Annotated in this window: 15 protein-coding genes and 2 pseudogenes; 8 read left to right on the forward strand and 9 right to left on the reverse strand. The window is 57.7% G+C overall.

What is annotated here, in order from left to right; all coding sequences use genetic code 11:
* Positions 1 to 231: 231 nt before the first annotated feature.
* Complete coding sequence (locus tag AC0L2X_RS27870) at positions 232 to 1701, reverse strand: caspase family protein (protein WP_473600718.1); 1470 nt, start codon at positions 1699 to 1701, stop codon at positions 232 to 234.
* Positions 1702 to 2101: 400 nt separating this feature from the next.
* On the opposite strand from AC0L2X_RS27870, the gene AC0L2X_RS27875 reads away from it, so the two are divergent.
* The 3 genes from AC0L2X_RS27875 (at position 2102) to AC0L2X_RS27885 (ending at position 5519) form a co-directional block, all read left to right on the forward strand.
* The gene (locus AC0L2X_RS27875) at positions 2102 to 3196 is read left to right on the forward strand and encodes an autotransporter outer membrane beta-barrel domain-containing protein (protein ID WP_473600719.1); all 1095 of its coding nucleotides are present in this window, start codon (positions 2102 to 2104) and stop codon (positions 3194 to 3196) included.
* A gap of 819 nt (positions 3197 to 4015) precedes the next feature.
* Positions 4016 to 4846: a PA3715 family protein gene (locus AC0L2X_RS27880; protein WP_473600720.1), complete on the forward strand. Its 831-nt coding sequence runs from the start codon at positions 4016 to 4018 to the stop codon at positions 4844 to 4846.
* A gap of 124 nt (positions 4847 to 4970) precedes the next feature.
* Complete coding sequence (locus AC0L2X_RS27885; RefSeq protein WP_473600721.1) at positions 4971 to 5519, forward strand: class I SAM-dependent methyltransferase; 549 nt, start codon at positions 4971 to 4973, stop codon at positions 5517 to 5519.
* 339 nt (positions 5520 to 5858) lie between these two features.
* Here AC0L2X_RS27885 and AC0L2X_RS27890 read toward each other — a convergent pair whose 3' ends face one another.
* Entirely contained in the window at positions 5859 to 6092 is a 234-nt protein-coding gene (locus AC0L2X_RS27890) for a DUF6429 family protein (RefSeq protein ID WP_473600722.1), read from the reverse strand.
* A 165-nt stretch (positions 6093 to 6257) separates the two neighbouring features.
* Positions 6258 to 6434 (reverse strand): annotated as a pseudogene (locus AC0L2X_RS27895) (inositol monophosphatase family protein); the annotation flags it as partial.
* Between the two features lie 308 nt (positions 6435 to 6742).
* Here AC0L2X_RS27895 and AC0L2X_RS27900 point away from each other — a divergent pair.
* Positions 6743 to 8329, forward strand: coding sequence for an adenylate/guanylate cyclase domain-containing protein (locus AC0L2X_RS27900; RefSeq protein ID WP_473561274.1), 1587 nt, complete (start codon positions 6743 to 6745; stop codon positions 8327 to 8329).
* Positions 8330 to 8635: 306 nt separating this feature from the next.
* Here AC0L2X_RS27900 and AC0L2X_RS27905 read toward each other — a convergent pair whose 3' ends face one another.
* Both AC0L2X_RS27905 and AC0L2X_RS27910 read right to left on the reverse strand, forming a co-directional pair.
* Positions 8636 to 9604, reverse strand: a complete 969-nt coding sequence (locus AC0L2X_RS27905) for a hypothetical protein (RefSeq protein WP_473600723.1) — start codon at positions 9602 to 9604, stop codon at positions 8636 to 8638.
* Positions 9579 to 11015, reverse strand: a complete 1437-nt coding sequence (locus AC0L2X_RS27910; RefSeq protein WP_473600724.1) for an MBOAT family O-acyltransferase — start codon at positions 11013 to 11015, stop codon at positions 9579 to 9581. The genes AC0L2X_RS27905 and AC0L2X_RS27910 overlap by 26 nt, the downstream gene beginning before the upstream one ends.
* Before the next feature lie 710 nt (positions 11016 to 11725).
* Here AC0L2X_RS27910 and AC0L2X_RS27915 point away from each other — a divergent pair.
* Positions 11726 to 12557 (forward strand): annotated as a pseudogene (locus AC0L2X_RS27915) (IS256 family transposase); the annotation flags it as partial.
* A 320-nt stretch (positions 12558 to 12877) separates the two neighbouring features.
* Here AC0L2X_RS27915 and AC0L2X_RS27920 read toward each other — a convergent pair.
* Positions 12878 to 13207: a hypothetical protein gene (locus AC0L2X_RS27920; protein ID WP_473600725.1), complete on the reverse strand. Its 330-nt coding sequence runs from the start codon at positions 13205 to 13207 to the stop codon at positions 12878 to 12880.
* A 46-nt stretch (positions 13208 to 13253) separates the two neighbouring features.
* Between AC0L2X_RS27920 and AC0L2X_RS27925 the strand changes: the two genes are divergently transcribed.
* The 3 genes from AC0L2X_RS27925 to AC0L2X_RS27935 all read left to right on the forward strand — a co-directional run bounded on the left by AC0L2X_RS27925 (position 13254) and on the right by AC0L2X_RS27935 (position 17533).
* A complete protein-coding gene (locus tag AC0L2X_RS27925) occupies positions 13254 to 14411 on the forward strand; it encodes a CapA family protein (protein WP_473600726.1) in 1158 nt (385 codons plus the stop codon).
* Between the two features lie 175 nt (positions 14412 to 14586).
* On the forward strand, positions 14587 to 16155 hold the full coding sequence (locus AC0L2X_RS27930; protein ID WP_473600727.1) for a lipopolysaccharide biosynthesis protein: 1569 nt from the start codon (positions 14587 to 14589) through the stop codon (positions 16153 to 16155).
* A gap of 16 nt (positions 16156 to 16171) precedes the next feature.
* Positions 16172 to 17533 (forward strand): phenylacetate--CoA ligase family protein, encoded by a 1362-nt coding sequence (locus AC0L2X_RS27935; RefSeq protein ID WP_473561284.1) that lies wholly within the window; start codon positions 16172 to 16174, stop codon positions 17531 to 17533.
* Between the two features lie 845 nt (positions 17534 to 18378).
* Here the strand turns inward: AC0L2X_RS27935 and AC0L2X_RS27940 are convergent.
* From AC0L2X_RS27940 to AC0L2X_RS27950, 3 genes are all read right to left on the reverse strand, one after another.
* Positions 18379 to 19782, reverse strand: coding sequence for an O-antigen ligase family protein (locus AC0L2X_RS27940; RefSeq protein WP_473600728.1), 1404 nt, complete (start codon positions 19780 to 19782; stop codon positions 18379 to 18381).
* 27 nt (positions 19783 to 19809) lie between these two features.
* Positions 19810 to 20964, reverse strand: a complete 1155-nt coding sequence (locus tag AC0L2X_RS27945; RefSeq protein WP_473561288.1) for a glycosyltransferase family 4 protein — start codon at positions 20962 to 20964, stop codon at positions 19810 to 19812.
* A 74-nt stretch (positions 20965 to 21038) separates the two neighbouring features.
* A complete protein-coding gene (locus tag AC0L2X_RS27950; RefSeq protein ID WP_473600729.1) occupies positions 21039 to 23033 on the reverse strand; it encodes a GumC family protein in 1995 nt (664 codons plus the stop codon).
* Between the last annotated feature and the right edge of the window lie 430 nt (positions 23034 to 23463).

Below are 23463 nucleotides of genomic sequence, written 5' to 3' on the forward strand. Positions count from 1 at the left end.
CTCGTAAGGACGACCTTAAGAGCGCAGCCTCGCTACCGTGCCATCTTCTCGCAAGGCGGCCTTCGCCGGAGGCGTACTGCGCACCTCACCCGACAATCGTTCATATACGCCGAACGGATCGTCGGAACAGCGATCGGTATGAGCCAGGTTGCTTAAATGCGGCAGGCGGGCCCAAACCACGCCATGCTGTGGTCGCGTGCCAGGAAGGGTACGCGTGGAACAATGGCTTCTCTAGAAAACGCCGCCAATCCCAATTCCGCCACTGATATCGGGAGGAGCCGCTGCGGGAGGCGAGGATTGCGGCTGCGAGTTTCTGGCATTTTTTCGGCTGGGAGCACCCTTTTTCCGCACGGGGGCGACATCTGAGGCCACACTTGCTCGCCTGGGCCTCTGCAGTACGGTCACGGGGTCTTTGCAGATGCGGCCGGAGTGCAAAAAGAGCTCCCCCAGAAGCTCAACGGTCGGCTCGCTGGCCGACGGTGTTCGCTTGGTGTTCTTGTAATACGTGCTGAGAGCATGGAGCGAGCCCTTGCCCCACTCTCCGTCGACGGTCATGCGATAACAACCCAGGCGGCGCAATTCTGTCTGGACACTGCGTACGAGCTCGGCTTTTTTTTCAGGCTTCGTTGCACCAGCCTGCGTGCCAACGATCAATGTTTCAAGACCGGAGATCACACTTTTCCGGGCCCCTTCGAGGCTGGCAGTCTCCGTACCGACCGCATCGGCTGAAGCGCCGGATGGCGCCGAGGCGTCCAGCGATCGTAAAGTCTGTCCCACGATAATCACCGCAGTCTGCAAGTCGTTGGAAGCAAGTTCTACCTGCAGTCTTTGCTTCGCGACAGGATCCGACAGGATACGCGATAGGCTGGCGCTCAACTGAGCCGGGTCGAGCACTTGCTGCTCGGTGAAGTAAAACTGCTCGCGAAGATTGGACTGATCCCACGGGACCTGACGACCGGCAGTGAGTGCTTCAGTCTCGTTGCGCACGCGGATCATCATGTCCGAAATGCTGAGCCCTGGGATCTCGACATTCTTCAACAGGGCTGAAGTGAACGGGCTGTTGTCTCCCGAGCCGTCCGCCGTGATGTTGCCTGGCTGGGTTGCAAAGGCAACAAACGTGTTTTCGCCCACTTCGACCTGCGCGAGCCCATTCATTACGCTTGGGCCTTTGCCCATCGGGTTGTTTCGGCACGCGTCGAGGAAAATGAAGGTCTGCCGTTCCCGACTTGAGAATCGTGCGATCAGGTCGTTAAGCTTGATTGCTTTCGCAGTCAGTTCCCCGATGGTTTCAGGATCGGGCGTGTCGACCGGCAGCAGGTAATTTTCGCCCTGAAGCTGCAGGCCATGGCCGGCGTAGAAGATCAGTACCGCGCTGGCGCCCACAAGCTTGCCATCGGCCTGGCGAAAGAGCTCGCCGAAACCGGCAAGGGAGAGATCTACTCCCAGCAGCACATCAAAATTCAGCCTTCTCAGGCTTTCGGAAAGCCTTGTGGCGTCGTTCACCGCATTGGGCAAGTGTGGGAGACGAACACTCTGGTAATCGGAGTTGCCGAGGACAATGGCGAGCCGCTTGCTTGGTTGTGGCGTTGGTTCATCTTCGACCGCCGCTTGAGCGCGTACCGATCCAACCAGTGCCACCAGCAGAACCATTATGATGCGCAGGAACGGGCTGTGGGTCCTGTAACAGGCTCGTTTCAGCATGCGACAATCTCAGAGTCGTCGAAGTGTCGAACCGGCTCACGCTACTCTTGCGCGTGAAACTTATGTCTCGGAGTGCAGCGGCTTTTCTACACCAGAAATCACCTCAAAGAAAGCGCAAGGGTGGTGCTAGCCCGCTTTCTTGACGCAGTGCTCATCCGAGACAGTAGCGCTGGCGCGTGCAATCGACAATCCGGTCGGCAAGCTCCGCCGCAGGTTCTAGCAAGCAGAAATCGAGCAATGTACGAAACCCATATCCCACGCGGCGAGAACCTGCTACACTCTTGGCAGCGCCGGTGCAATATGTTGCACCCACGCTGCCACAGCCAGATATTGCATTGAGACTCTTCTGCGTATCGCATCCCTTATTACATTGGCTTTGTAGTTAAGAGGGGAAAGGACAATGAAGGAAAGCTTCGCTCGGCGCTTGTGCGCAGCGGGCATGTTCTCGTTTGCCGCTGCATTGATCTTACTGCCTTCTCAAGCAAGCGCCTGCATTGTCGACAGTGAAGGCGTCTTTCTGGACACGAACTGCTATCTTGGAGGTGCTACCAACAGCGTAATTGTCGACACGTCTTTGGGGGCGCTTGGTGATGTAGTTGACAGCGTGGTCGAAGCGGACGTCGGCCTCGCGAACGGGGTTCCGCTCGCTCAGTCGACGCCGTTCGGTGTTTTCGCTCCCGGTCAGTTGGCTCGCACGGAACATGACGGCTTCTCGATTTCGAATAGCTTGGGCGTGCTCGATGGGCCGAGCTTCAGCGTCGATGAATTCTCCGCTGCCATCAGCGTCGACTTCAATGCCGCAAAGCATTTTGGATTCGGCAGCGAGCATGGACTGAACCTCGGCCTGTTCGCCGGGTATGCATCGGCCAAAGTCGATTCCGATGCGTTCGGGTTCATCGGGGAGGGTGAAGCAACCAACAGAAGTGGGATGTTCGGCGGCTACGGGCTCATTCGACGCGGCACGAGCTATGCGCTCGTGGCAGCATCTGCGTTCCTTGGGAACACCGACATCGAAAGGACGGGACGCACTTTCGGCAGCTACGACACACAGGGTTATGCACTGACAGGCTCAATTGGTCGCATCTTCAACCTGACCGATCGGGTGCGACTCGACATCCGTGGCGGATTGTTGGGCGTCATCTTTACCGGCGATGGATACACAGACAGCTTTGACACTGTCTATGGAAAGAGCCGGTTGTCGTTTGGCGCAGTCAAATTCGAACCTGGAGTTTACGGTGATTTTCTGCTCGGCAATGGCATGGTGATCAGCCCTTATGCGCGTTTGGATATCCAGGAGCGCTTCGGCTATTCCAACACGGCAAGCGCAGACGGTAGAGAGAGTGACTTTGACGACCCGGACTTTTCGGCTGCACTGTCGTCCGGCTTCAACCTGAAAATGTCTCAATCGATAATGCTCAGCAGCGAAATTCGCGGTAAGTGGTCTCAAGACAGTTCAACCGTCAGCGGCAAGCTGGGTGTGAAGATCGCCTTTTGAATTCGGGATTGGGATCCGGTAATTGGGCTGGCCAGCAAAAGCGCTGATCATCGCCACTATCAGCTATTCAGCGGCGGGATGCGTTTTATGCGGCTGGGTCAAAAGCGCGGGCGATGCCCCCGGGGCCGGTCCAGCAGGGTGCCTAAGCGCGGAGGGTGGCCTTGCCGCTGGGGATGAAATGCAGATTGGCCAATCTTCGTCATCGCGGTGGTGGCTCCGCTCGGTCGGCCGCGCGAAACCTACGAGGCAACCAGCCCAGCCACAACGACGGATCAAACCGGGGTCGCGCCGAGGCAGTGCTGCTTTTCCAAGGCGCTTTAGGGTCGCCAGTATGCAGGCCTTTATGTGCCGCGCAGTCGCTGCGAACCCTCACCGCACCCCATTTGTAAGCTGGCGCCCTCGCCCTGGCCCGGTAACGGAATTCGGTCGAAGGGGTATGGAGGCCGAGCTCCTACATCTTCGAGAGGAAGCGAGCGCCTTTGCCTTCTTGAAAGCTGCCGGCGCTACACTTCATTTTTTTGAGCAAGACGCGCCTGTCCGGCTTGAAGGGTGGGCCGATCCGAAAACGGTTCACGGCGGTACGGAGCTTGATCCGGGGCCCCCAAGAGACACCTCTCGATCCGCGGAAAATCGGGTCTGCGGTAGGCCGGCCGTCGTACGGCACTTAGCCTTCAGAATTTCGGCCTTAAAGTTTCAAACGAGCTCTCTCAGCATGTCGTCGACGTGGCGTTAGCCGCGGCTTCCGTTAGCCCCTGTGCGCCGCCAGCAATCTCGCGTAGACATGCCTGCCGGCATTCGGCGCTGCGAGGTGAGAATCCCATGCGAATGCTGTCGCGTACCCTTTTCCTTTTCCTAGCGCTCGTCGCCGCCAGCCTGTCGCCCGCCCGGGCCGCGGCGGGCGATTGCGGCGATGCCGCCGCGCTGGTGCGGCAGGCCTATCCCAAGGCCCGAAAGAGCGCCGACGGCACCTCGTTCACGCTTGAACCCCCTACCAGCATCGTCTCAACGAGCGATGCACCATTCGGCCTGGCCTGCAAGACCTGGCCAGCCCATGACGACCTGCTACTGGTCGCAGTGCCGCTGATCGACAGCGCGAGCGCCGACCACCTGCATGTCGGCGACATCGAGCTTCTGGTCGTCGACAGGAAGAGCCGCCGGGTGCGCCAGCGCCTGCTCCTGCCCGGTCTGATGACCGATGACATGATTGTCATTGAAAAGGTGGAATTCGACACCGGCCGTTATGCACTGGCTCCCGATGTCAGCGCATTCGGCCTGCGCATCGAAATGGCGCACCATTCGCTGACCGCCCCGTTCACTGAAACCGACCTGCGGCTCTACGCTCTCACCGGCGATACGCTACGCGTGGTGCTCGACGGCCTCGTGGTGGCCGGCTCTGGCGGTGACAGCGATGGTAGTTGCGCCGGATACTTTCATTCCAGCCAGGTCAGCCTGGTGATAAGCCCGGCGAGGCAGCATCATGGCTATCACGATATCACCGCGGTTGAGCGGACGAATACCGATAGTCCCTCCCCCGACCAGAACGGCGAATGCCAGTCCCATCCCGGCAAGCCTGTGAAGCGTACCTACCGGCTGCGCTATGACGGCAGCCGCTATGCGGTTCCCGCGGCACTCAAGGTGATGGGGTTGTGACGCGGCCGCACAAGTCCCTGCCTTGGTTCGTCAATGTCATCAATTCCAGTTGAATGGGTATCGACCGTTAATTCTCTCGTGCTAGGAGGCGCGCAAGGGGGCTCTTCTCGAAGGAGCTGATGATTTGTGGTGGTCAAGATTCAAAAGGGGTTTTGCCGGAACGTGGGACGACAGACTGGACGGACTATTCTCCGCAAAGGTCGACTACGCCGGAAAATCCATTCTCGATGTTGGCTGCAATATGGGTGTTGTCGCCTATGAGATATCCAAGCTGAAACCCAGCTCGATCCACGGGATCGACATTGCCAAGCCGCATATAGAGACTGCGAAAATGTTGTTGAGCGGCTCCCCGGTACATGCCCGGTTCGATCGCCTGAATCTTGGCAGCCGGCGCCTCGGCAATATCCTTCTACCCAAATACGATATCGTCCTGCTGCTGGCCGTCTATCAGCACATGCAGCGCAACATCGGCCCGGGCAAGGCGCGAAGGGTGCTTTCCAATATTGTGAGGCGCACCTCGAACGTTGTTGCCCGCGTTCCGCCTGGAACGGATGGCGAATTCATCGAAACGCTTTCCGACGAAGGTTTCCAGGTCAAGAGCACTCACACGTCGCCTCTTGGTAGTCATGTGCTGGTGCTTGAGAAACCTGCCTTCGGAAATCCGCGGCCATAGAGATTTCGCATCGCCAGTGGCAACCTGCCCCACTAACATGCCATGTGCTAGCAGCGGCCCCGACCCGCTGCTGGCTGCAACTCAGCCCGGGAGCGCCCATTCGCCGGGAGAAGCATCTCGGGGCTGGACCTCGCCCATGCCATTGACATTGACGGTCGCGGCTGTGATGTTCTCTGCCACTGCCCTAACAGATTGGATGCGCCCGTTGGCGTAGGTGACGAATACGAATTTGGCCGTCACCGCGGAGCACTGGCCGTCCCGCCTGCGGTCAGCGCGCCGCCGGTATCGAAATCGACCATGTGCGCCATCATTTCCTGGGCGCCCGTCCAGCGCTTTGGCTCATGGCGCCGAGCGGGTGAACAGAGCTCGGAATAACTCCTCAGCACGCCCCAGTCCTGCATCCGTCAGAACCACTGACTTCGCCTTGTTTGCCGGATTCGCGATTAGCCCCTTCACGTGCAGGCGATCCAGAGCGTTCCAGTCCAAACCCTTCCAGGCGCGCCCCTCTTCATGCAGCGTCAGCCAAAGCAGGCCCAGAACGGCATCGTCGATCTTGTCGGTGTCGATCTCCATGCAAGCAGTCTAACACGCGAAAGGGCCTCTGCCACGATCCACACCGGATGGTTATTTCCTGCCACGACCGTTCGGCTGAAATAAGTGCTTTACTCAGGCGTCGCATCCGCGACGGCGCCATTGGGGGGCGACGAGCCGGGACGGGATCGGAGTTCATCATGGTGCCTAAGCGGCGGCAGCCTTGCCGCTGGCAATGAAATGCGGATAGGCGAAAGTCCTCGTCGTCGCTCTGCCGTAGGCGAACGGCGCATCATCCAGGTCGCTCGTCATGCCGCCGGCAGCGCGCAGTACCGCGTCACCCGCCGCAGTGTCCCATTCCATAGTGCGCCCGAAACGCGGATACGTTTTCCGACGCGCTCTCCGACCGCAGAAATCCCAACCTTGCCAGAGGTGAATTTTTGATCCCTGAGCGGTTATCGCGGAGCGCATTGCGGGCCACAACGGACTTTGCGACATCCCCTTCACTGATTCACCGCCCCTTCAGCGCCAGAATGCGAAATCCGCTGTAAAGGTCGAGGCTTAGCAAGAACCGCTCAAGGTCGGTCCGACGTTGCAGGGCTGACGTGTTTTCATCGAGCCAAGACTGACTCTGGTACCGTGCCGGGAATGAGCTATAGTTCAGATACTAAGACGGCCGGGGCGCTTGCACAATGGCTGGACTGGGTGAACAGATTGCGCGTCAGCAGCGCACCATGGGACCGCTCCTGGTAGCGGCAGTGGTCGTCGGCCTTATCGGTCTGCCCGTGGCAGCCTGGCTCGACCTCCGAGACCTGTCGGAACGGATGCTGCGCAGGCAAGCCAGCGAAATCAGCCGTATCATCGACGAAATGCGCGGATTCTACGGCAGCGACGTCGTAGGACGCGTGCTGCAAGCTAACGGCGCCGTGACTGCGACGCACAACTACCGGGACGTGCCAGGTGCGATCCCTATTCCAGCAACCCTCTCGATCGAACTCGGCAAGCGCATCAGCGCTCACGACGGGTCCGTCAAATATCGGTTCGTCTCGGATCTGCCTTTCAAAGGTCGCGCCCCCCACCAGCTCGATGCGTTCGAGCGGAATGCACTCATTGCTTTGCGCGCCAACCCGAAGGAGCCGATCATCGAAGTCTCGGGCTCACTGTTTGACCGGCAGGTCCGCGCCGCCGCCCCGGTAATAATGGGACAAGTCTGCGTGACTTGCCATAACTCACACCCGGACAGCCCCAAGACGGACTGGAAGGTAGGGGATGTCCGAGGGATCCAGGAGATATCAGTCAATCAGCCTATCGCTGCGAACGTGCTGACCTTCAAGTATCTGCTCGTATATTTCGGTTTCGCGGCGGCGGCGGGCCTGACGTTCATTCTCCTGCAGCGTCGGCAGTCCGCCTTGATCCAGGGGATCAACAAGGAGCTTTCGGAGGCAAACGACTTCCTGGCCGCGATTTCATTGAAGATCGCCAAATACCTTTCGCCTCAAATTTACAAAAGCATCTTCAGCGGCCAGAAGGACGTCACCATCGCGACCGAGCGCAAGAAGCTCACGATCTTTTTCTCCGACGTCAAGGACTTCACCGCGATCGTGGAACGGCTCCAGCCCGAGGACTTGACACTTCTCCTCAACGAGTACTTCACCGAGATGTCGACGATCGCGCTCAGACACGGCGGCACTGTCGACAAGTTCATCGGTGACGCGCTTCTTGTGTTCTTTGGAGACCCCGAGACGCAAGGCGTCGAGGAAGACGCGAGAGCCTGCTTGCGCATGGCCGTCGACATGCAGCGTCGGGTGGAGCAGTTGAACAGGGTGTGGCGTGACCGCGGAGTTGAACGGCCCTTCCGAGCTCGCATGGGCATCAACACGGGCTATTGCAATGTTGGGAACTTCGGTTCCGATGATCGGATGGACTACACCATCATCGGAGCCGAAGCGAACTTGGCGGCCCGTCTGCAGTCGATTGCCGAGCCCGGCGGCATCTGCCTCAGCTATGAGACTTACGCGCTCGTGCGCGACCTTGTCCGGGCGCGTCCGTTGGCACCGATTGCCATGAAGGGGATCAGCCGGGAGGTTGTCCCCTACGAAGTCGAGGGCCTCCTGGGTGAACTCGCACAGCGCCCTCAGGTCATCAGCGAGCACGCGACTGGCCTCGACTTGTTCCTCGACGTTGAGGCAATCGACGAGAATGGGGTCGAGCGGGCGAAGAAACGACTTTCGGAGGCGCTCCTGGCCTTATCCATCCGAAGCAAGCCTGCCGCATCTTAGGTTCTTGAACGTGACGCAATGTGAACCGTGGCAAATCACATCAAGTCGGGTTCAACGCCCTCTCATGCGCCGCCGGTACTGACGCACTCGGCTGGTGTCACGAAAAGCACGACGAAGCCCGCAAGGGACTTGGTCCAGAGCATGACTGGTTCGAGCCATACTGCAGACGCCTTTGGCTTGATGTGGGTCGCTGACGTTGCCCCCCGGCGTGGGCTGTGTCCTGCTGGGCGGGTGAAGCGACGGGCGCTGGCGCGGAGCTTTTGGTCGCCCGGCTTCAGAACATGACATCCAATCTTCTCGGCCTACTCATTTGTATGGTTTGGTAGCGCGCTGATCGAGAGCAGAACGAACGTAGTCATTATCGGCCATGGCTCGGGCCAGCGCCTTGGAAAACTGTTGGGCTGCGGGGGCGGAAAGATGATAGCCGTCTGGAAAGTCCGCAGGGGTAAAGGGTATCACCCCCTGAAGATCGATAAGTTCTGCTCCTGCGTTGCGGATCGTATTGCGAAGTTCCTGTGGAAGAGGGTAACGGCGAGGAACGGGGATGGCAACGAAGACGAGCTTGTTGCCGTCCTCCACGACCATCCCGATGAAGCGCGCGAGTCGATGATAAGTCACGGGCGGATCAGGAAGGTCGTGTTGGCTCTGGCCCCTAAGAGTTCTGTTGATGACCTGGGCGAGCGTTGTATAGCCGGGGATCAGTGCAAGAACCCTCGTCTGCACGCGTACTCTGTCCGCCCACAATCGGAAAGCGCAACTAAGCAGGTATTCAATGCGGTCGCTAGGTGACAGGACATCGTGCGCGAACGCCTCCGGGGCAGAGGAAAGTCCTGCAAACTCGCCACCCAGGCGTTCGACATTGAGCGGCTGATGATCATCCAGATGACCATACGCAAAGCTAATCACGACTAAATTAAGCTGGGGGTTTTTTGGCTGAATAAAGTTGCGGTATAAGTAGTGCCAATCGACGATCGTTGTATCGTCCGGAAAGATCATGGCAGGGTTAACCCTAGGAAGGTTAGCGCTAGCCAATGTGTCTGCGACAAGATCAGGTTGGATGCTGGCGCGTGTGAGCGAATTTCCAAGAAATAAGACGCGCGGAGGCTCTGCCGTCCTAAGATCTTCAACGATTCTTGGTATTTGCCGGATGTGCCGTACGTCGGCAGAAAGCCAGGACTCACCCAGATAAAGACAAAACTCCACCGCCGCCAGCAAAAGCAGGACGGCTGCAATCACCTTGGACTCCGTCCTAAAATTGGAAATAAATGAATTCATGGGCGTTCGGTGATGGAAAGAAAATCAACATCAGGATCATGTAAGCGTACACAACGGCGCGAGCTGACCACGATCCCTGCGGAAGTGCGAGAAGGTTCTTCTTACGACGATCGAGCCAGAACTCGAAAAGGAATAGAGGAAGAGTGTAGAAAACCATGAGACCTAGCATAGCCGTTGCGCCAGCCGTGATCCGCCAATCAGTGGCTATGAGATGAAGGAAGGTTCCTACTTGACTTATGCTCTCAGCCCGAAACAGAAGCCAGCCGAAGCATACGAATTGGAACATCAGAACAATTCGCCAGGCACGGCCGAAAGAGGAGACAGGCGCTCTGCCCTCCCAGCCCATGAAACGGTAAATGCAAAGCAGTAATCCATGGAATAAACCCCATAAAACAAAAGTCCAGCTGGCGCCGTGCCATATGCCGCCCAGAACCATAGTGATCATGAGATTTCGATACACTATTGGCGTGCTACCCCGGCTACCGCCGAGAGATATGTACACATAGTCGCGCAACCATGTCGAAAGGCTGATATGCCAGCGTCGCCAGAAATCGCTGGGCGAGATGGCCAAATAAGGTATCTTGAAATTATCCATCAAGTCGATGCCCATCCACTTGGCGAGACCTTGCGCAATGGAACTGTAGCCGGAAAAGTCGGCATATATCTGCCATGCGAATGCATACACACCGACGAGACATTCGAGCCCGGTAAGTTGATCGGCCTCACGACCAAAAATGCTGTTGACCAGCGAGGCCATGTTGTCGCCGACAACAACCTTCTTAAAGAGGCCTAAAAGTATGTAGTACAGGCCGAGGCTGAAGTCGTCAGGACGACTGACGCGCGGCACCTCAAGCTGTTTTAGGAGTCCGCGGCCTAGCTCCTCATGCCCCTTGGCACCGGAGCGCATTATAGGTCCCGCGACCAAGTGCGGGAAAAAGGAGACGTAAAGGGCGAAATTCCAGAAACTGCTAGCCGGCTTTGCAATGCCACGCGCTATGTCGAAGACATAGCTCATACTCTGGAACGTATAGAATGATATACCAACTGGCAGAATAACGTTAAGCAAAGGTAAAGATACTGTTATTCCCAACGTCGAAAGAGTAGAATCGAGTTGGCTGGCAAAAAAATTATAGTATTTGAATACTCCAAGCAGCAACAGGTTAACAAAGACAGAGATCCAGATGTATCGTTGTCGGGGTGGGCCTGCCGGAGCCGCCGCCACAAGATTGCCCAGGCAGAAATCCATGATCGTAGAGAAAGCGATTAGTGGGAGAAATCGCCAATCCCACCAGCCATAGAAAAAGTAGCTTGCGGCGAGGGTAAATAGTCTCTGAGCGCGAAATGGAAGCGCCCAGTAAACGGGGATAAATAACGAGAAGAATATCCAGAAGGGCCAGCTATTGAATACCATGGCTTCCCAAAATTATCTAAGCGGGACCTTCTAAATATTTTAACTTCGAAGGCGCAGAGAACGCCGTGATTTGAAGGCGACGCTTGAGGAGATTGGCGACGCGGGATCACGGCTTTCCACGACGGCTCATCCCGTCTTGACGTGACCAACCCCGATTGCCAGCCATTCATGTGCAAGGTCAGCGACGTGGCGACCAAGGGTTGTTCCAGGAAAGCTGTCTCCCTTGGCAGGTCGGGGGCCCCAGCATGACGATATCGATTGTTCCCCACTTTCCCGCTGTCCCGCCGGGCGGCTATACGCTGAAATATGCAGAAGATCGGCGAGGCGCGCTTTAGATCAACGTGCAGGCTAAGGCGTGGCCCTAATTTGTCTTCGTTCATTCAAACGACAACGCGCAGGCTGCCTCCGCGAGACGATCCGGTACTGGTGGACCCGTCTGGGCTCGATATCTGCCGCCGAGATCCGGCGCAAGCGGACACAAGGGATGCCCCCCGGGCCACAATGGCAACGGCACGTAGATGCGGGTGTTCGTCAAGATCACTGGGCAGACCTACTGCCTTTGGCTGGCTTTCGATCACGAAGACGAGGTCCTTGAAGCGCGGCGAGTTCCTATGGCGCCGCGATGAAGCTCATAGGCTGTGCGACAGGCAGGAGACCGGCCGCTTGGTTGGATAATCGAGCTGAGAACTCACACCAGCCTGGGCAAGCCCATGGGCATGAGCGGCATCTCCAAGAGCCAGGTCTCTCGGCTCTGCGAGGAGATCGACGGCAAGGTCAAGGCCTTCCTTGAGCGGCCGATCGAGGGCGACTGGCCAGACCTGTGGATCGACGCCAGCTACCTGAAGGTCCGCCGCGGTGGGCGGATCGTCTCGGTCGCTGTCATCATCGCCGTCGGCATCAACGCGGACGGCCGGCGCGAGGTGCTGGGCATGGAGATTGGCACCTCGGAGCCCGAGCCGATCTGGGCGGAGTTCCTGCGCAAGCTGACACGGCGCGGCCTGCGCGGCGTCAAGCTCGTCGTCTCCGATGCCCACGAAGGCATCAAGGCGGCCGTCACCAAGGTGCTGTGCGCGACATGGCAGAGGTGCCGCGTCCACTCAATGAGGAACGTGCTGGCCCATGCCGGCAAGAGTGGGTGCAGGGTCGTCTCAGCCTTCATCGCCGCCGCTTTCGCCCAGGAAACGCCCGAGGCCGCGTCCGTACAATGGCGCGCCGTCGCCGACCAGATCCGGCCGAAGGTGCCGAAGCCGGCGACAAGCATGCACGACGCCGAGCCCGACGTGCTTGCCTACATGACCTTCCCGAAGGACCACCGTGCCAAGCTGCACTCGACGAATCCCATCGAGCGCCTCAACGGCGAGATCAAGCGGCGCACGAGGTCGTCGGAATCTTCCCGAACGACGACGCGATCGTGCGCCTCGTCGGGCGCTGCTCGAACAGAACGATGAATGGGCAGTGCAGCGGGTCAGATATATCACTCTGGAAACGATCCGCCAGATGAGCGACGATCCCCTGATCAGCCTGCCAGCCGTGGCACGCTGATCAGCCCGGCCCAGGCCGGAGAGCACGGCGACCAATGCCGTCAGCTACACCACGCCGCGGGACACGATCTGCTCGCCGCCTCACGCCTACCACAGAAGCGCGTAACCAACGCGCGTGAGCGAAGACCCGGCATCATCAGAATGATCGATGAAAAGATTGGGGCGGGGGCGATAAGTGACCCTAATCTTAGCGGAGGCAACTCATGTCTTCGGCATAGTTGGGAACACAAGTCGCAGATCAGGATCTAGCGGTGGATTGTCATACAACGACCTCCGATAATTGGTCAATACGCATTGGACCAGGGTGGCCCCGTACTGCGCCTATTTCAACGATTGGGCGTCGATTTTACCAACATTGCGGCCTTCGATCACCTGAGAAATGTCGTCCGCCAGTACCCCGACAAGCTTGCAATTGCTTGTGGCACTCTGTTGGTCCCGGCAGGCATTCTGACCTATTTCCTTCCGGCGCTCTTCAATGTCCCAGCCGGGCTGGAGCGCGCGGCCCAGTTTCTGCTTGCAAGCGTCGGCGCTGCATTCCTCGTGACAATTCTGAGCAGCAATTTCGGTGTTGCAAGCCTGATCAAGCAGTGCCCATCCCTGATTTTCAAAACGGACTCTTAAAGTATTGTTCGTTACATCAGGAAGGTTCAAGTATTATCCCTAAGATCCCATAGCTGACGATATAGGCCAATCTAAGATGATCAAAATCAATGTACTCGGCGATCTCGTGCTGACGGACCCCATCAACGAGCTTGCAAAACAGCCCGGTTCGCCGGCCATCTTTTCTTGCTCCACGAGAAGATTTTTGAGCGCCGCAGACCTGAATATCTTCAATCTCGAGTCACCAATAACTTCTAAAAAGACGAGCGAAAAGAAGGTGGGGCCCGCGCTCAGGGGGAATAGGGATCTCCTGCCCTCTATAGCTCAGAGCGGATTGGCCGTGGCAACACTCGCTAATAATCACATGATGGATTTTGGCACCTCCGGACTTGAGGATACATTAAATGCCCTCGATGAAAACAATATCGAGCATCTGGGTGCTGGAATGAAAGGGGCAGAAGCACCTCACCGGCTTCGCTACATCGCGCAAGGGACTTCTGCTTCGTTCATCAATGTCGCGGAGCAAGAATTTGGCGTCGTTGAGGCGGGGCGTGTGGGTGTGGTAAAAGAAGATATCGCATCAATGTATTACTGGATAGTAGAGGAAAAGACCGTTTCTGACTTCGTAATCGTTATCATTCACGGAGGTGCCGAATATTTTCCGCTACCTTCTCCGGAACGAATTCAAAGAGCCCGCCTCTATGCTGATTTTGGCGCAGATGCTGTTATCTATCACCATACGCACGTGATAAGCGCATACGAGAGCTACAAGAGCAAACCAATATTCTATGGGCTTGGAAACTTCCTTTTCTATTGGCCCAACAAGGGAGCCGATTGGAATACAGGAATGGCTGCATCGCTCGTTCTAGACGTCGAACATAAACGAATCATCGGTGAGCCGCTTGTCCACCGGTACTCGCTTGATGATGGTGTTCGCATACTTTCCAAGCAAGAAGCTCAACGTGAATTCTCCTGTCTCGACAATCTTAACATGGCTCTCGCAGATTCATCTCACCTGGGCAGGCTTTGGGAGGAATTCTGTCTCCAGCAACGACACAGGTACTTGCGGCTGAACAACTTGATCTCGGAGTTTCAAGAGGGGATGGCCCAGCGCGGCGTTTGGCCGATTCCTATGTTCCCCAGCAAATCGCTGCTAGGTGGGCTAAACGCGTTGAGGTGCGTTTCGCATCGTGAAGCTTCGGTGACTGTGCTTGAAGCCGAGGCTAAGCGGCGCTTCGATACATTCATCACGTGACACGCGTCCGACTTGAAACGACTTGCGGGATCCGGTTTTGCGCGTCAAACTCAAGCTATGGGGTTTTTTGCTGAGATCTTGGCGCCGCATAGAGCTGCGCGCTGTATCATGGATAATTGGATTGCTTTCGTCGGCCCGGCAGCGCTCCAAGGGGGCAGCAGAATGGGGGAATGCCATGTCGAATGCCATGTCGAACGCGGCGTCACCCGTAACGCCGATGGCTGACGTAGCGAGATTACGCTTCGTCAGCAATGTGGCTGCCAATGCATGCTACATCGTTCTGAACACAACCATCATGCTGTGGTATGTCCCGTTTCTGGTAAATCATCTCGGCGTAGCAGCATACGGGATGATTGCGTTAGCAAATTCCCTGGTCATGTATGGAGCCCTTGTGGGAACCAGCCTAAACGTTTCCATTAGCCGTTTTTTGGCGATAGACCTGAATAGGGGGAACACAGTCAGCGCAAACGGGACCTTCAACACAGGCTTGGCACTTTCGGTAGTTGCTTGTAGCGCTCTGCTGGTCCCGGCAGGTATTCTGACCTATTTCCTTCCGGCGCTCTTCAATGTCCCAGCCGGGCTGGAGCGCGCGGCCCAGTTTCTGCTTGCAAGCGTCGGCGCTGCATTCCTCGTGACAATTCTGAGCAGCAATTTCGGTGTTGCAAGCCTGATCAAGCATCGCTTCGACCTGCGAAATATTGTAAACTCGCTCACGTTGCTGACCCGGGTGGGTATCATAGCACTCTGTTTCATGGTCTGGCCTGCAACCCTCTGGCACGTGGCAGCGGCTTTCGTCATCGCCGCTATGGTCGGGCTGGCGGGGGATGTAGTCGTCTGGAGGCGCTTGACGCCGGAGTTGCAACTCAATTACCGAAGCATCGACCGTCATCATTTTCGGGCGCTTGCGAATTTGGGCGGCTGGTCGGCAGTCAATCAGACCGGCGCACTCCTGCTGATGCAGGTGGACCTCCTGATCGTGAACGCCATGTTCGGTGCCGAGATGACCGGACGATATGCTGCCGTCCTGCTCTTCCCTGCTTTGATCAATACGCTCACGGAGGCGGTCGTCACGGTGTTAAGTCCGGCAATAATGGCGCGCTACGCCGCAGGCGACATCGACGGAATGCGTCGGATCGCTCGTCATTCCGTCAAGCTCCTTAGTGTTGCATTAGCCCTGCCGGTTGGCCTGCTGTGCGGCTTTGGCGCACCTTTGCTGCATCTTTGGCTAGGCCCGCAGTTTGCTCAACTTAACGTGCTGCTGATCCTTCTGGTTGGTCATTTGGCTGTTAACCTAGCCGTCAGGCCGCTTTTCTACGTAGTGACGGCATACAACCAGGTCAAAGTGCAAGGGCTGCTCACCCTAGCCCTCGGCTTGGCGAATATCGGCTTGGCGATAGCGCTTGCACGCTGGAGCGGGTGGGGAGTAGTCGGGGTCGCGGCTGCCGCGGCCATCGTGTGGACGATCAAGAACTGTCTGTTCATGTCCAGCTACTGCGCAACCCTGTTGCGTCTCCCCTGGTGGTCGTTCTATGCGCCCTTGACGGCCGGGGCACTCGGCACGCTAGCTATCGGCTTCGCCGGCAGGTTCATCTCACAGCTTTGGTGGCCACCTAATTGGCTGGCTCTCGGCGCAATGGCCGTGACAATAGCTGTATTGTACAGTATAATTGCTTATTTCTTGTGTTTAAATCGCTCAGATCGCGAATTGCTGTGGAGCATTCTAGATGGGAGGGCCCGTGCTTAATTGGCGCGCACCGGTCTTGAAGGTCTACGACACACGGATTTCCCGTAATCCGATCCCCGGCTATTGTTCCTTTTTGCACGAATTCCATAATCGGCCGGTCTCACGGCAGCGAGAGGAGCAGCACGAGCGTCTTTCGCAACTCTTGCGGCACGCTGCGCGCAACGTGCCGCATTACCGTGATGTGCTGGCCGCTACTGGTGTGGTGCACGGCGATCAAGTGAACCTCGAACGCTTTCGGCAGGTGCCGGAGCTTACCAGGGAGATGTTGCACACGAAATTCGACCTTCTGAAGAGCGATGATCTGGCCTCGAGGGCGTGGTACAAGAGCAGCTCGGGCGGAAGCAGTGGAGAACCGGTGACGTTGCTGCAGGACAGATACTACAACGACATGGGGCAGGCCTTGACCCAGATGCACTATTCCTGGGCTGGTCGAGCCTCGGGCGAACCCTTTGTCAAACTTTGGGGGTCGGACCGCGACATAATGTTTGGGACGGTAGGATGGCGTAACAAGCTCAGCAACTTCATCCGGAACCAAACGTTCCTCAACTCCTTCGATCTAAGCAGACAACACATGCAGAACTACGCCAGAGTAATTCAGCGTGTGCGTCCGGTCATCATCGAAGCTTACGCCGAAAGCATCTACGAACTTGCGCGCTACATCAATGCCGAGAAAATCAAGTTGCCTCGTATCAGGAGCGTCGTCACCAGCGCCGGAACTCTGTATCCTTTCATTCGTGAAGAGGTCACGCGTGCCTTTGACTGCCCGGTATTAAATCGTTACGGCACACGAGAGGTCGGCAGCGTCGCCGGCGAGCGCGAGGCCGGAGCAGGGCTGAAAATCTACACCTATACCCATTTTGTCGAGGTCGTGGATGAGGCAGGCGAGCCGTGTGGGCCGGGCGAAGAAGGCGAAGTGCTGGTCACGTGCCTGACGAACTATGCCATGCCGATTATTCGCTACCGGATCGGCGACCGCGCGATGGTCGGAGCCGCGGTTTCGACCCCGACGCCCTCCGTTGAAAAGCTGGAGACGGTTACCGGACGCATGATGGATGCCTTCGTGCGCGAAGACGGCTCGACCATCCCCGGTGCTTTTTTCGTCCACTTCCTTGGTGTGGTGCACAAATCCGACTGGCTGAAGAAGACCCAGATCATCCAGCAGAACTACGACTCGATTCTGATTAAGATGGTCACGGCAGCGCCGCCACCGGAAGGTGCCTTGGAGGAAATCCGCGGTTCGCTGCAGCGTGTTACGGGACCCGCATGCCAGGTTACCTTCGAGTTCGTCGATGCCATTCCGAAGCTGGCCTCAGGCAAATACCGCTATACGGTGTCGCTCGTTTCTCGTCCACCACACAGCACATCCGCTATACAGTAAGTGGCTGAAGTTCGCGCTGGCTGCCGCGCGACGCGCGGCAGCCCCTCCGTTCGCAGAAGCCCCACTCGGCTGCTGGAACGCTGGAACCAGGCGCCAAGCACCCAAAGCCACGCTTGCTGCCGCGCTGCCTGCATCGGCAACAGCGGCTCCGCCGGCTTTTGCAGGGGGAGTTCGCCCTTACGAGTGTTAAAGAAATGCCGCACAACCTCGCGGCCCACTCCACGACGGTAACCGCCCGGTTGTTGCCGCGGAGATTTCATTTCGCTATTTCGCTTTGATGCGAGCGATGAGTTCCTGGTCACCTGGTCACCTGGTCATCGACGAAGGACGAAGGCTTCGAGGAAGTCATTCCATTCGTCCCGCGACGCGATAGTCTAGGAAAGGCGAACGCACCTCGATAGAACGCGCGATTGAGGTCGGGTCATGTCCCAAGGATGTCGACTGTCGACCGGCAGGTACAGCGTAATCCCGTGCCTGTTGGCGCGGCCGACATCGTTTGCTCGCGCCGTGGCACTCCACAGCTCCGACAGCGTGCGCATGCCGCGAAATTGTGGCGCACAAGGGGGGCCGACGGCGAGTTGCGGACCGGATCGGTTCGCACACCATCAAACGCCGCGGCGTATCCCCCATCCCGATCTGCCCGCTCAGGGCGCACTCCAGATCGGGGTCCAATTTTTGTTCACGCCGATTCACATATTGCCCAATCGGGCGCGGTGCGGCTCGTCCAGTCTCACCAGCCGGAGAGTGTGCTGGCGGGAGCTTTTTGATAGCCCTTCACCGGTCCCTGGAGAGATCGTTCAAGGCCAGATACTCGGCAAGTGCGGCAGCCACCTCTTGGCAATCGCCTACGCCGGCGAACGGTGATTGGCCCGCGTCAGCAAATCCTCCCTGATGCTAGCAATCGGGCCGGAAACAGGAAACAATAGCAATCCGAGAAGTATGAAGAAAGTCGGATGGGCAGCCATGCCTCCGCCCTTCAACCACGAGGCGAAGTAGCCTACGGACACGCCCAACACCAGCGGAAAATAGCCTGCGACCAGCTCATCGTAATTATGCAATCTGCGGCGGTACCGAAAGAATTGCCATACCCCGAGAACTACTGCACCAGCGTACAGAACAACGCCGAGCACGCCTGTCTCTGCTGCTACCTCGAGGAGAGGATTGTGACTCGGCACACTAGAGCGATCAGCGTAGTTGCTCGTCAGGGGAGCGACATACTGGTAGAGCTCGGAGGGGCCGTTGCCAATCCCCACCCCGCCCCACAGGTGGTCCCGTACAAGTTGCAGACTGGCATACCACAGCACAACGCGCCCCCCCAGATCTCCGCCCTCACCTTCCTCGAAGCGTCGCACGAGGACATCAGTGGCGAGTGGTGCAATCGCAAGCAGGGAAACGACCAGTATTATTCCGACGATGCCGAACGGTCTCATGGGCTTGTAGAAGAAGAACGCGAGCAGCACGAGCAGGAGCGAGATCGAACTTCCCCGGGACCCGCTGAGGGCGACGAGGCCCAAGGTGCAAAGGATGAAAAAAATACTGAGGACCAGATGGAATGCGCGGGTCAGGCCGGAGGAGCGCAATACTGGCCAAATCTGGCCGGGAAGCGTCAGGACCAGGGTCACACCAAAAAGATTCTCGTTCATTTCCAAGACTTGCAGTCTCTCACCAAGCTGGTAACCGCCTGCGAATACTGCCTGCAATCCAGCCAGGATGAGCATCCAGCCCACCAACATTAGGACGCGCATCAATCCGTCTATGGCTGCGATCGATCTGACCTCCGCAGAAATGAGTAACAGCACAATGAATCCACTGGCATAGGCGACAAGTTCTTTCCGGGCCAGGATGAGATCGGGAGCCCAAAGCAGGGTGACGACCGCCCAGAGAAGATAGAGGGCCATTAGAACGCATACGGCGTTCCACTGAATGTGCTGCCGCTGAACGACGATGCTAAGCAGCCACGCCCCTAGCGCTAACGCGAGAGCCGAATTAGCGGCGACGTCGTAGACCAGCCCGGACCGTAGCCCCATTGGCATCAGCGCAAGGAAGATCGCGACATAAAGGGCGCTCAGGGGCCGTTGGACCAGATAAAGAGCGATGGCGGCGCAGCCGGCGGCGCCGACGGCCAAGATGGGAGCCCGGGGATCGCCCCACAGGATCAGCACCAAAGCCGTCAGGATGGCAAGCAGGACAGCCGAGCTCACATACATCAGGCTTATCGGGGATGGTATATCAGGAGAAAGATTCGACACCGCTCGTCTCCCTGCCTTCAATCCGATTCAGCTGCGATCCAAAGATGGCGTCGCGACGTTCCAGGTCCGGCCCCGGCCTAACTGCACTCCCGGAAGCGCCCTTTCCAAGGCTCGGCACACTGCCTCGAGGCTATGCTGCCGGCGAACGTAGGAAAGCGCGAGTTCTCCGCACCGCTGATTGAGCGACTTCGTTCGAACGATCGTATCGACATCGTGGACCAACTGAGTCATGGTTCGGCTAACGAAGCCAATCTCCTTCTGCTCGATCACTCCTCCAGGATCCACCGATAGTGACACGACCGGAACCCCAATACTCCATGCCTCAAGCATGGTATTTGGGAACCCTTCGACGGACGATGTATTTACCAGAGCCTTGGCTTTCGACAGCAGCGCCATGACCTCGTTGTCGCGCTTCGGGCCGTAGAAGATCAGGTTATCAAGTTTGCGGATCCGCTGTTCCAGCGCCACCTTTACCGTGCTGCTTACTGTGGGATCGAATCCGCCCACCACTGCGAAGCGCAGGCGGGGCAGCGCGTCCGCCAAATCCAGGAACAGATGGAGCTGTTTGCTTGTTCGGATCTTCGCGATCCAGATCGCATCAATGGTGGTCGTGTCGTATACGCGAGGATATTCGGAGACCGAGCGCACCAGATTCGGCACATATGCCGAGCGCTCCCACAAACGCGGGTTGAGCATAGCCGATTGCTGGTGGTGCTGGACCGCAATCACGTCGGTACTTCGCATGCCAAGGCTGAATAGCGGAGCGTGGAACCATTTCTTGTGATCGTAAGCGGTCCAGGGCGTGCAATGAACATCGTTGGCCAGAGCATATATGAAGCGCGTATCGCGGCGCGATCTGGCAAACAGGCCCATCAGCCAAATAAAATCTGTTGGGAGGCGCGCATAGAGAACATCCGGGCGCAACGTGTCCATGGCACGCCAGAATGCTGGGAGACTTGCAGGCAATCGCCACGCCGGTGCCGCAGCGATGCAGCTGACCCCCGCAATCTTGCCGAGGGACTGCGTTTGCCCGTCGCCATATATGAGGCTTACCTCGTGCCCCAGACCCGCGAGAGCCGCGGCAAGATGAGCTATCTGTGCTTCAGCACCGCCCGATGAGCGACTATCGCCGGCAAGGACCTGAGTCGATCTATATCCAGGAGAAACAAAGCACCACCGCAACGTCCAACTCCCACCTATGGCGAAAACGCATTATGTGCTGGTCGTGACCTCTGACCGGAGGGCGCCGGTTCGGGTTAATTCCAAAGACCGGAGCGCGAATAGTTTTTTCGGTGCTTCTGAAGGAATTCACCAATGTCCCCAAATCGGTACCGTGCATGCTTGCGCAGATGGACACGCGTCAGCACCGCATGAACATTGGTCAGGCTTTCTAACCGATTGGAGCAACGCAACTGCTGGAGGGCATTGCCGGCGACCTCGCGCCTGGTACTTCCCCACCGCACTGCGAAAATCACCTCGTCGGCTACGGCGGAAAGGAGGCGGGTTTCCGGTGCGAATGTCGGCGGGGCGTCAATGATGACGCAATCATAGCGTCCGCGCAGCCCTTGACAGACATCAACGATTTTCTGAGCCACAAAAAGCGAAGGTTGGTCAGCACCTGTCCGCCGCACCAGAAGATGGTCGCAATCCAGATCTGGGATCGGGCTAATGGGACCAGCGCTCGTATATTCGGGCGAAAGCGTGTGCTCGCCATTCCGGCGCGCAATTTCGAATGCAGCTGTAGTTGACGGATCCTTTAGCTCGTGCAGGTCGCGGTCGATCAGGAGAACCCGGCGGCCAAGACGCGCCGCGCAGGCCGCGAAACTTGCCGCAAGCGTTGTCTTGCCCTCGCCAGGCACACTGGACGTCACGAGAATGATCATCGGCTTGGCACTCGGGCCAGCAGGTTGGAGGATTGCTGCCACGATCGAATAGATGGCCTGACCGTATGCCGATGATAGCCCATCGAACAAATAGCGGTCGCTCTGGCGGCGGTGAGTCCACCGAATGTCAGGGACAAGGCCGATGCACGAGACTCCAAGGGCGTCAACTATGTCACGTTCGCTCCGCAGGCTGCGGTCCATGCGCTCGAGAATAGCTGCGATAGCCAATCCGAAAGCCGAGAAGGCGATGAGGGCGGCCGGAATAAAGAGGATCGGGTTGATCGAGCTTGGGCGCGTCGGCGCTCGGGCAGATGTGAGGACATGCGCCGCCACTGTCGCGTCCTGCTCCTCGGCCAAATTTTGCTTGCGCCGGAGAAGATCGTCGTAATGGTTCGCGGCGGATGCGCTTTGGCGCTCGAGAAAGCGAAGTTCGGCTTCGGAAGCGAGGCGGTCGGCGGCCTGGCTCTGCAGTGACTTCAGATCTTGCTCTAGCATCGAGGCTTGTGAGCGAATTACTTCGGCCTCGTTCTTCAACCGAGCCTGCGAACGCTCATTTTCGGGGTCGCTTACTGCACCTGGTTCTGGAGCCGGCATGTCGTGACTCTTGACCTGCTCCTCACCTGTGGCTGCGGTACCAACAGGCCTATCGATAGCAGCCTCTCTGACGGCTATTTCGGATCTCGCACGTGCAAGCTGCCGCCTTGTTTGGGCGATCAGTTCTGTATCAGCCTCGACATTGCTCATTCCGTGAACAATGCGGAACGATTCCATCCGCTCTTCCGCTTGATGAACCTCGGATTTGACCTCCACCAGTCTCTGGTCCAGCCAAGCCAGCAAACGTCTGGCCTGCCGCCGGTTCCGATCACGCAGCTCATTGATGTGGAGGTCCACGAATTGGTTCACTATGGCTGCGGCCTTTTCAGGACTCTCGTCGGTGTAGCTCACGGAGATGACACGGGAGCGGCGCTCTTGATTGACCTTTACGCCAGCTCTGAGTTCCCCGAGGGTGGGAACACCTGGCCGAGCATCACCAGCCTCGGCTTCCGAATCCGGTGTGGGAAAGATGCTTTTGATCGAGCCAATCAACGCCCGGAGCCGTGCCCGTAATGTTTTGATGGAATTCCTCAATACCGAGGTTTCGTCTGGCGTTTCGGACTGAAAGTCAGGGTGGTCGTAGAGGCTGGCCTGAACCGAGCGGATATGATCTTCGGCAGTTAGAAGAGCGATGGCCGTATCGATCACGGTCGGATCGACGGTTTCGAATATGGTCGACTGAGTTGAGTTCGCATCGCGCGGGCCAGGGTCGATCATGAGCTGAGCCGTTGCCGTGTACGAAGGCGGGACTGCCAAGGCGGCAATGAAAGTCACGAAAGTACCGAATCCTGCTATGGCAGCGATTAAGACCGTGTGCCGCCTCACGATGTCGGTGAGTCTGGAAAATTGGACTCCTGGATCCGGTCGCGAATCCGAAGGCGCCGAACCGTCTATTCGAGAGTATCTCCCGCCTGGTACCCTAACGCGTTCCATGACTTGCGGCCTTCTATTTCGTCAGGACAACTTCGGAAATGTGGATGGCATGCTTGGCCTCCGATGCCGCGCCGTCAGGAGGAAACCGGTATTCAATTCCTAAGGAGACCGCGGAGGTGCGTCTTCATGCGTTCAGATGGTGTCGGCAGGCACAAAAGAATGAGACTTTGAGGAGTGGGATCGAGATCTTCAGGATCAATCCATGCTCCGTCGGGCCGAGCCAACCGATTCACGAGCAAACGCGTCGGGGACGTCATGAAGACAGCAAGGT

The organism is Mesorhizobium sp. WSM4828 (genome assembly GCF_055811175.1).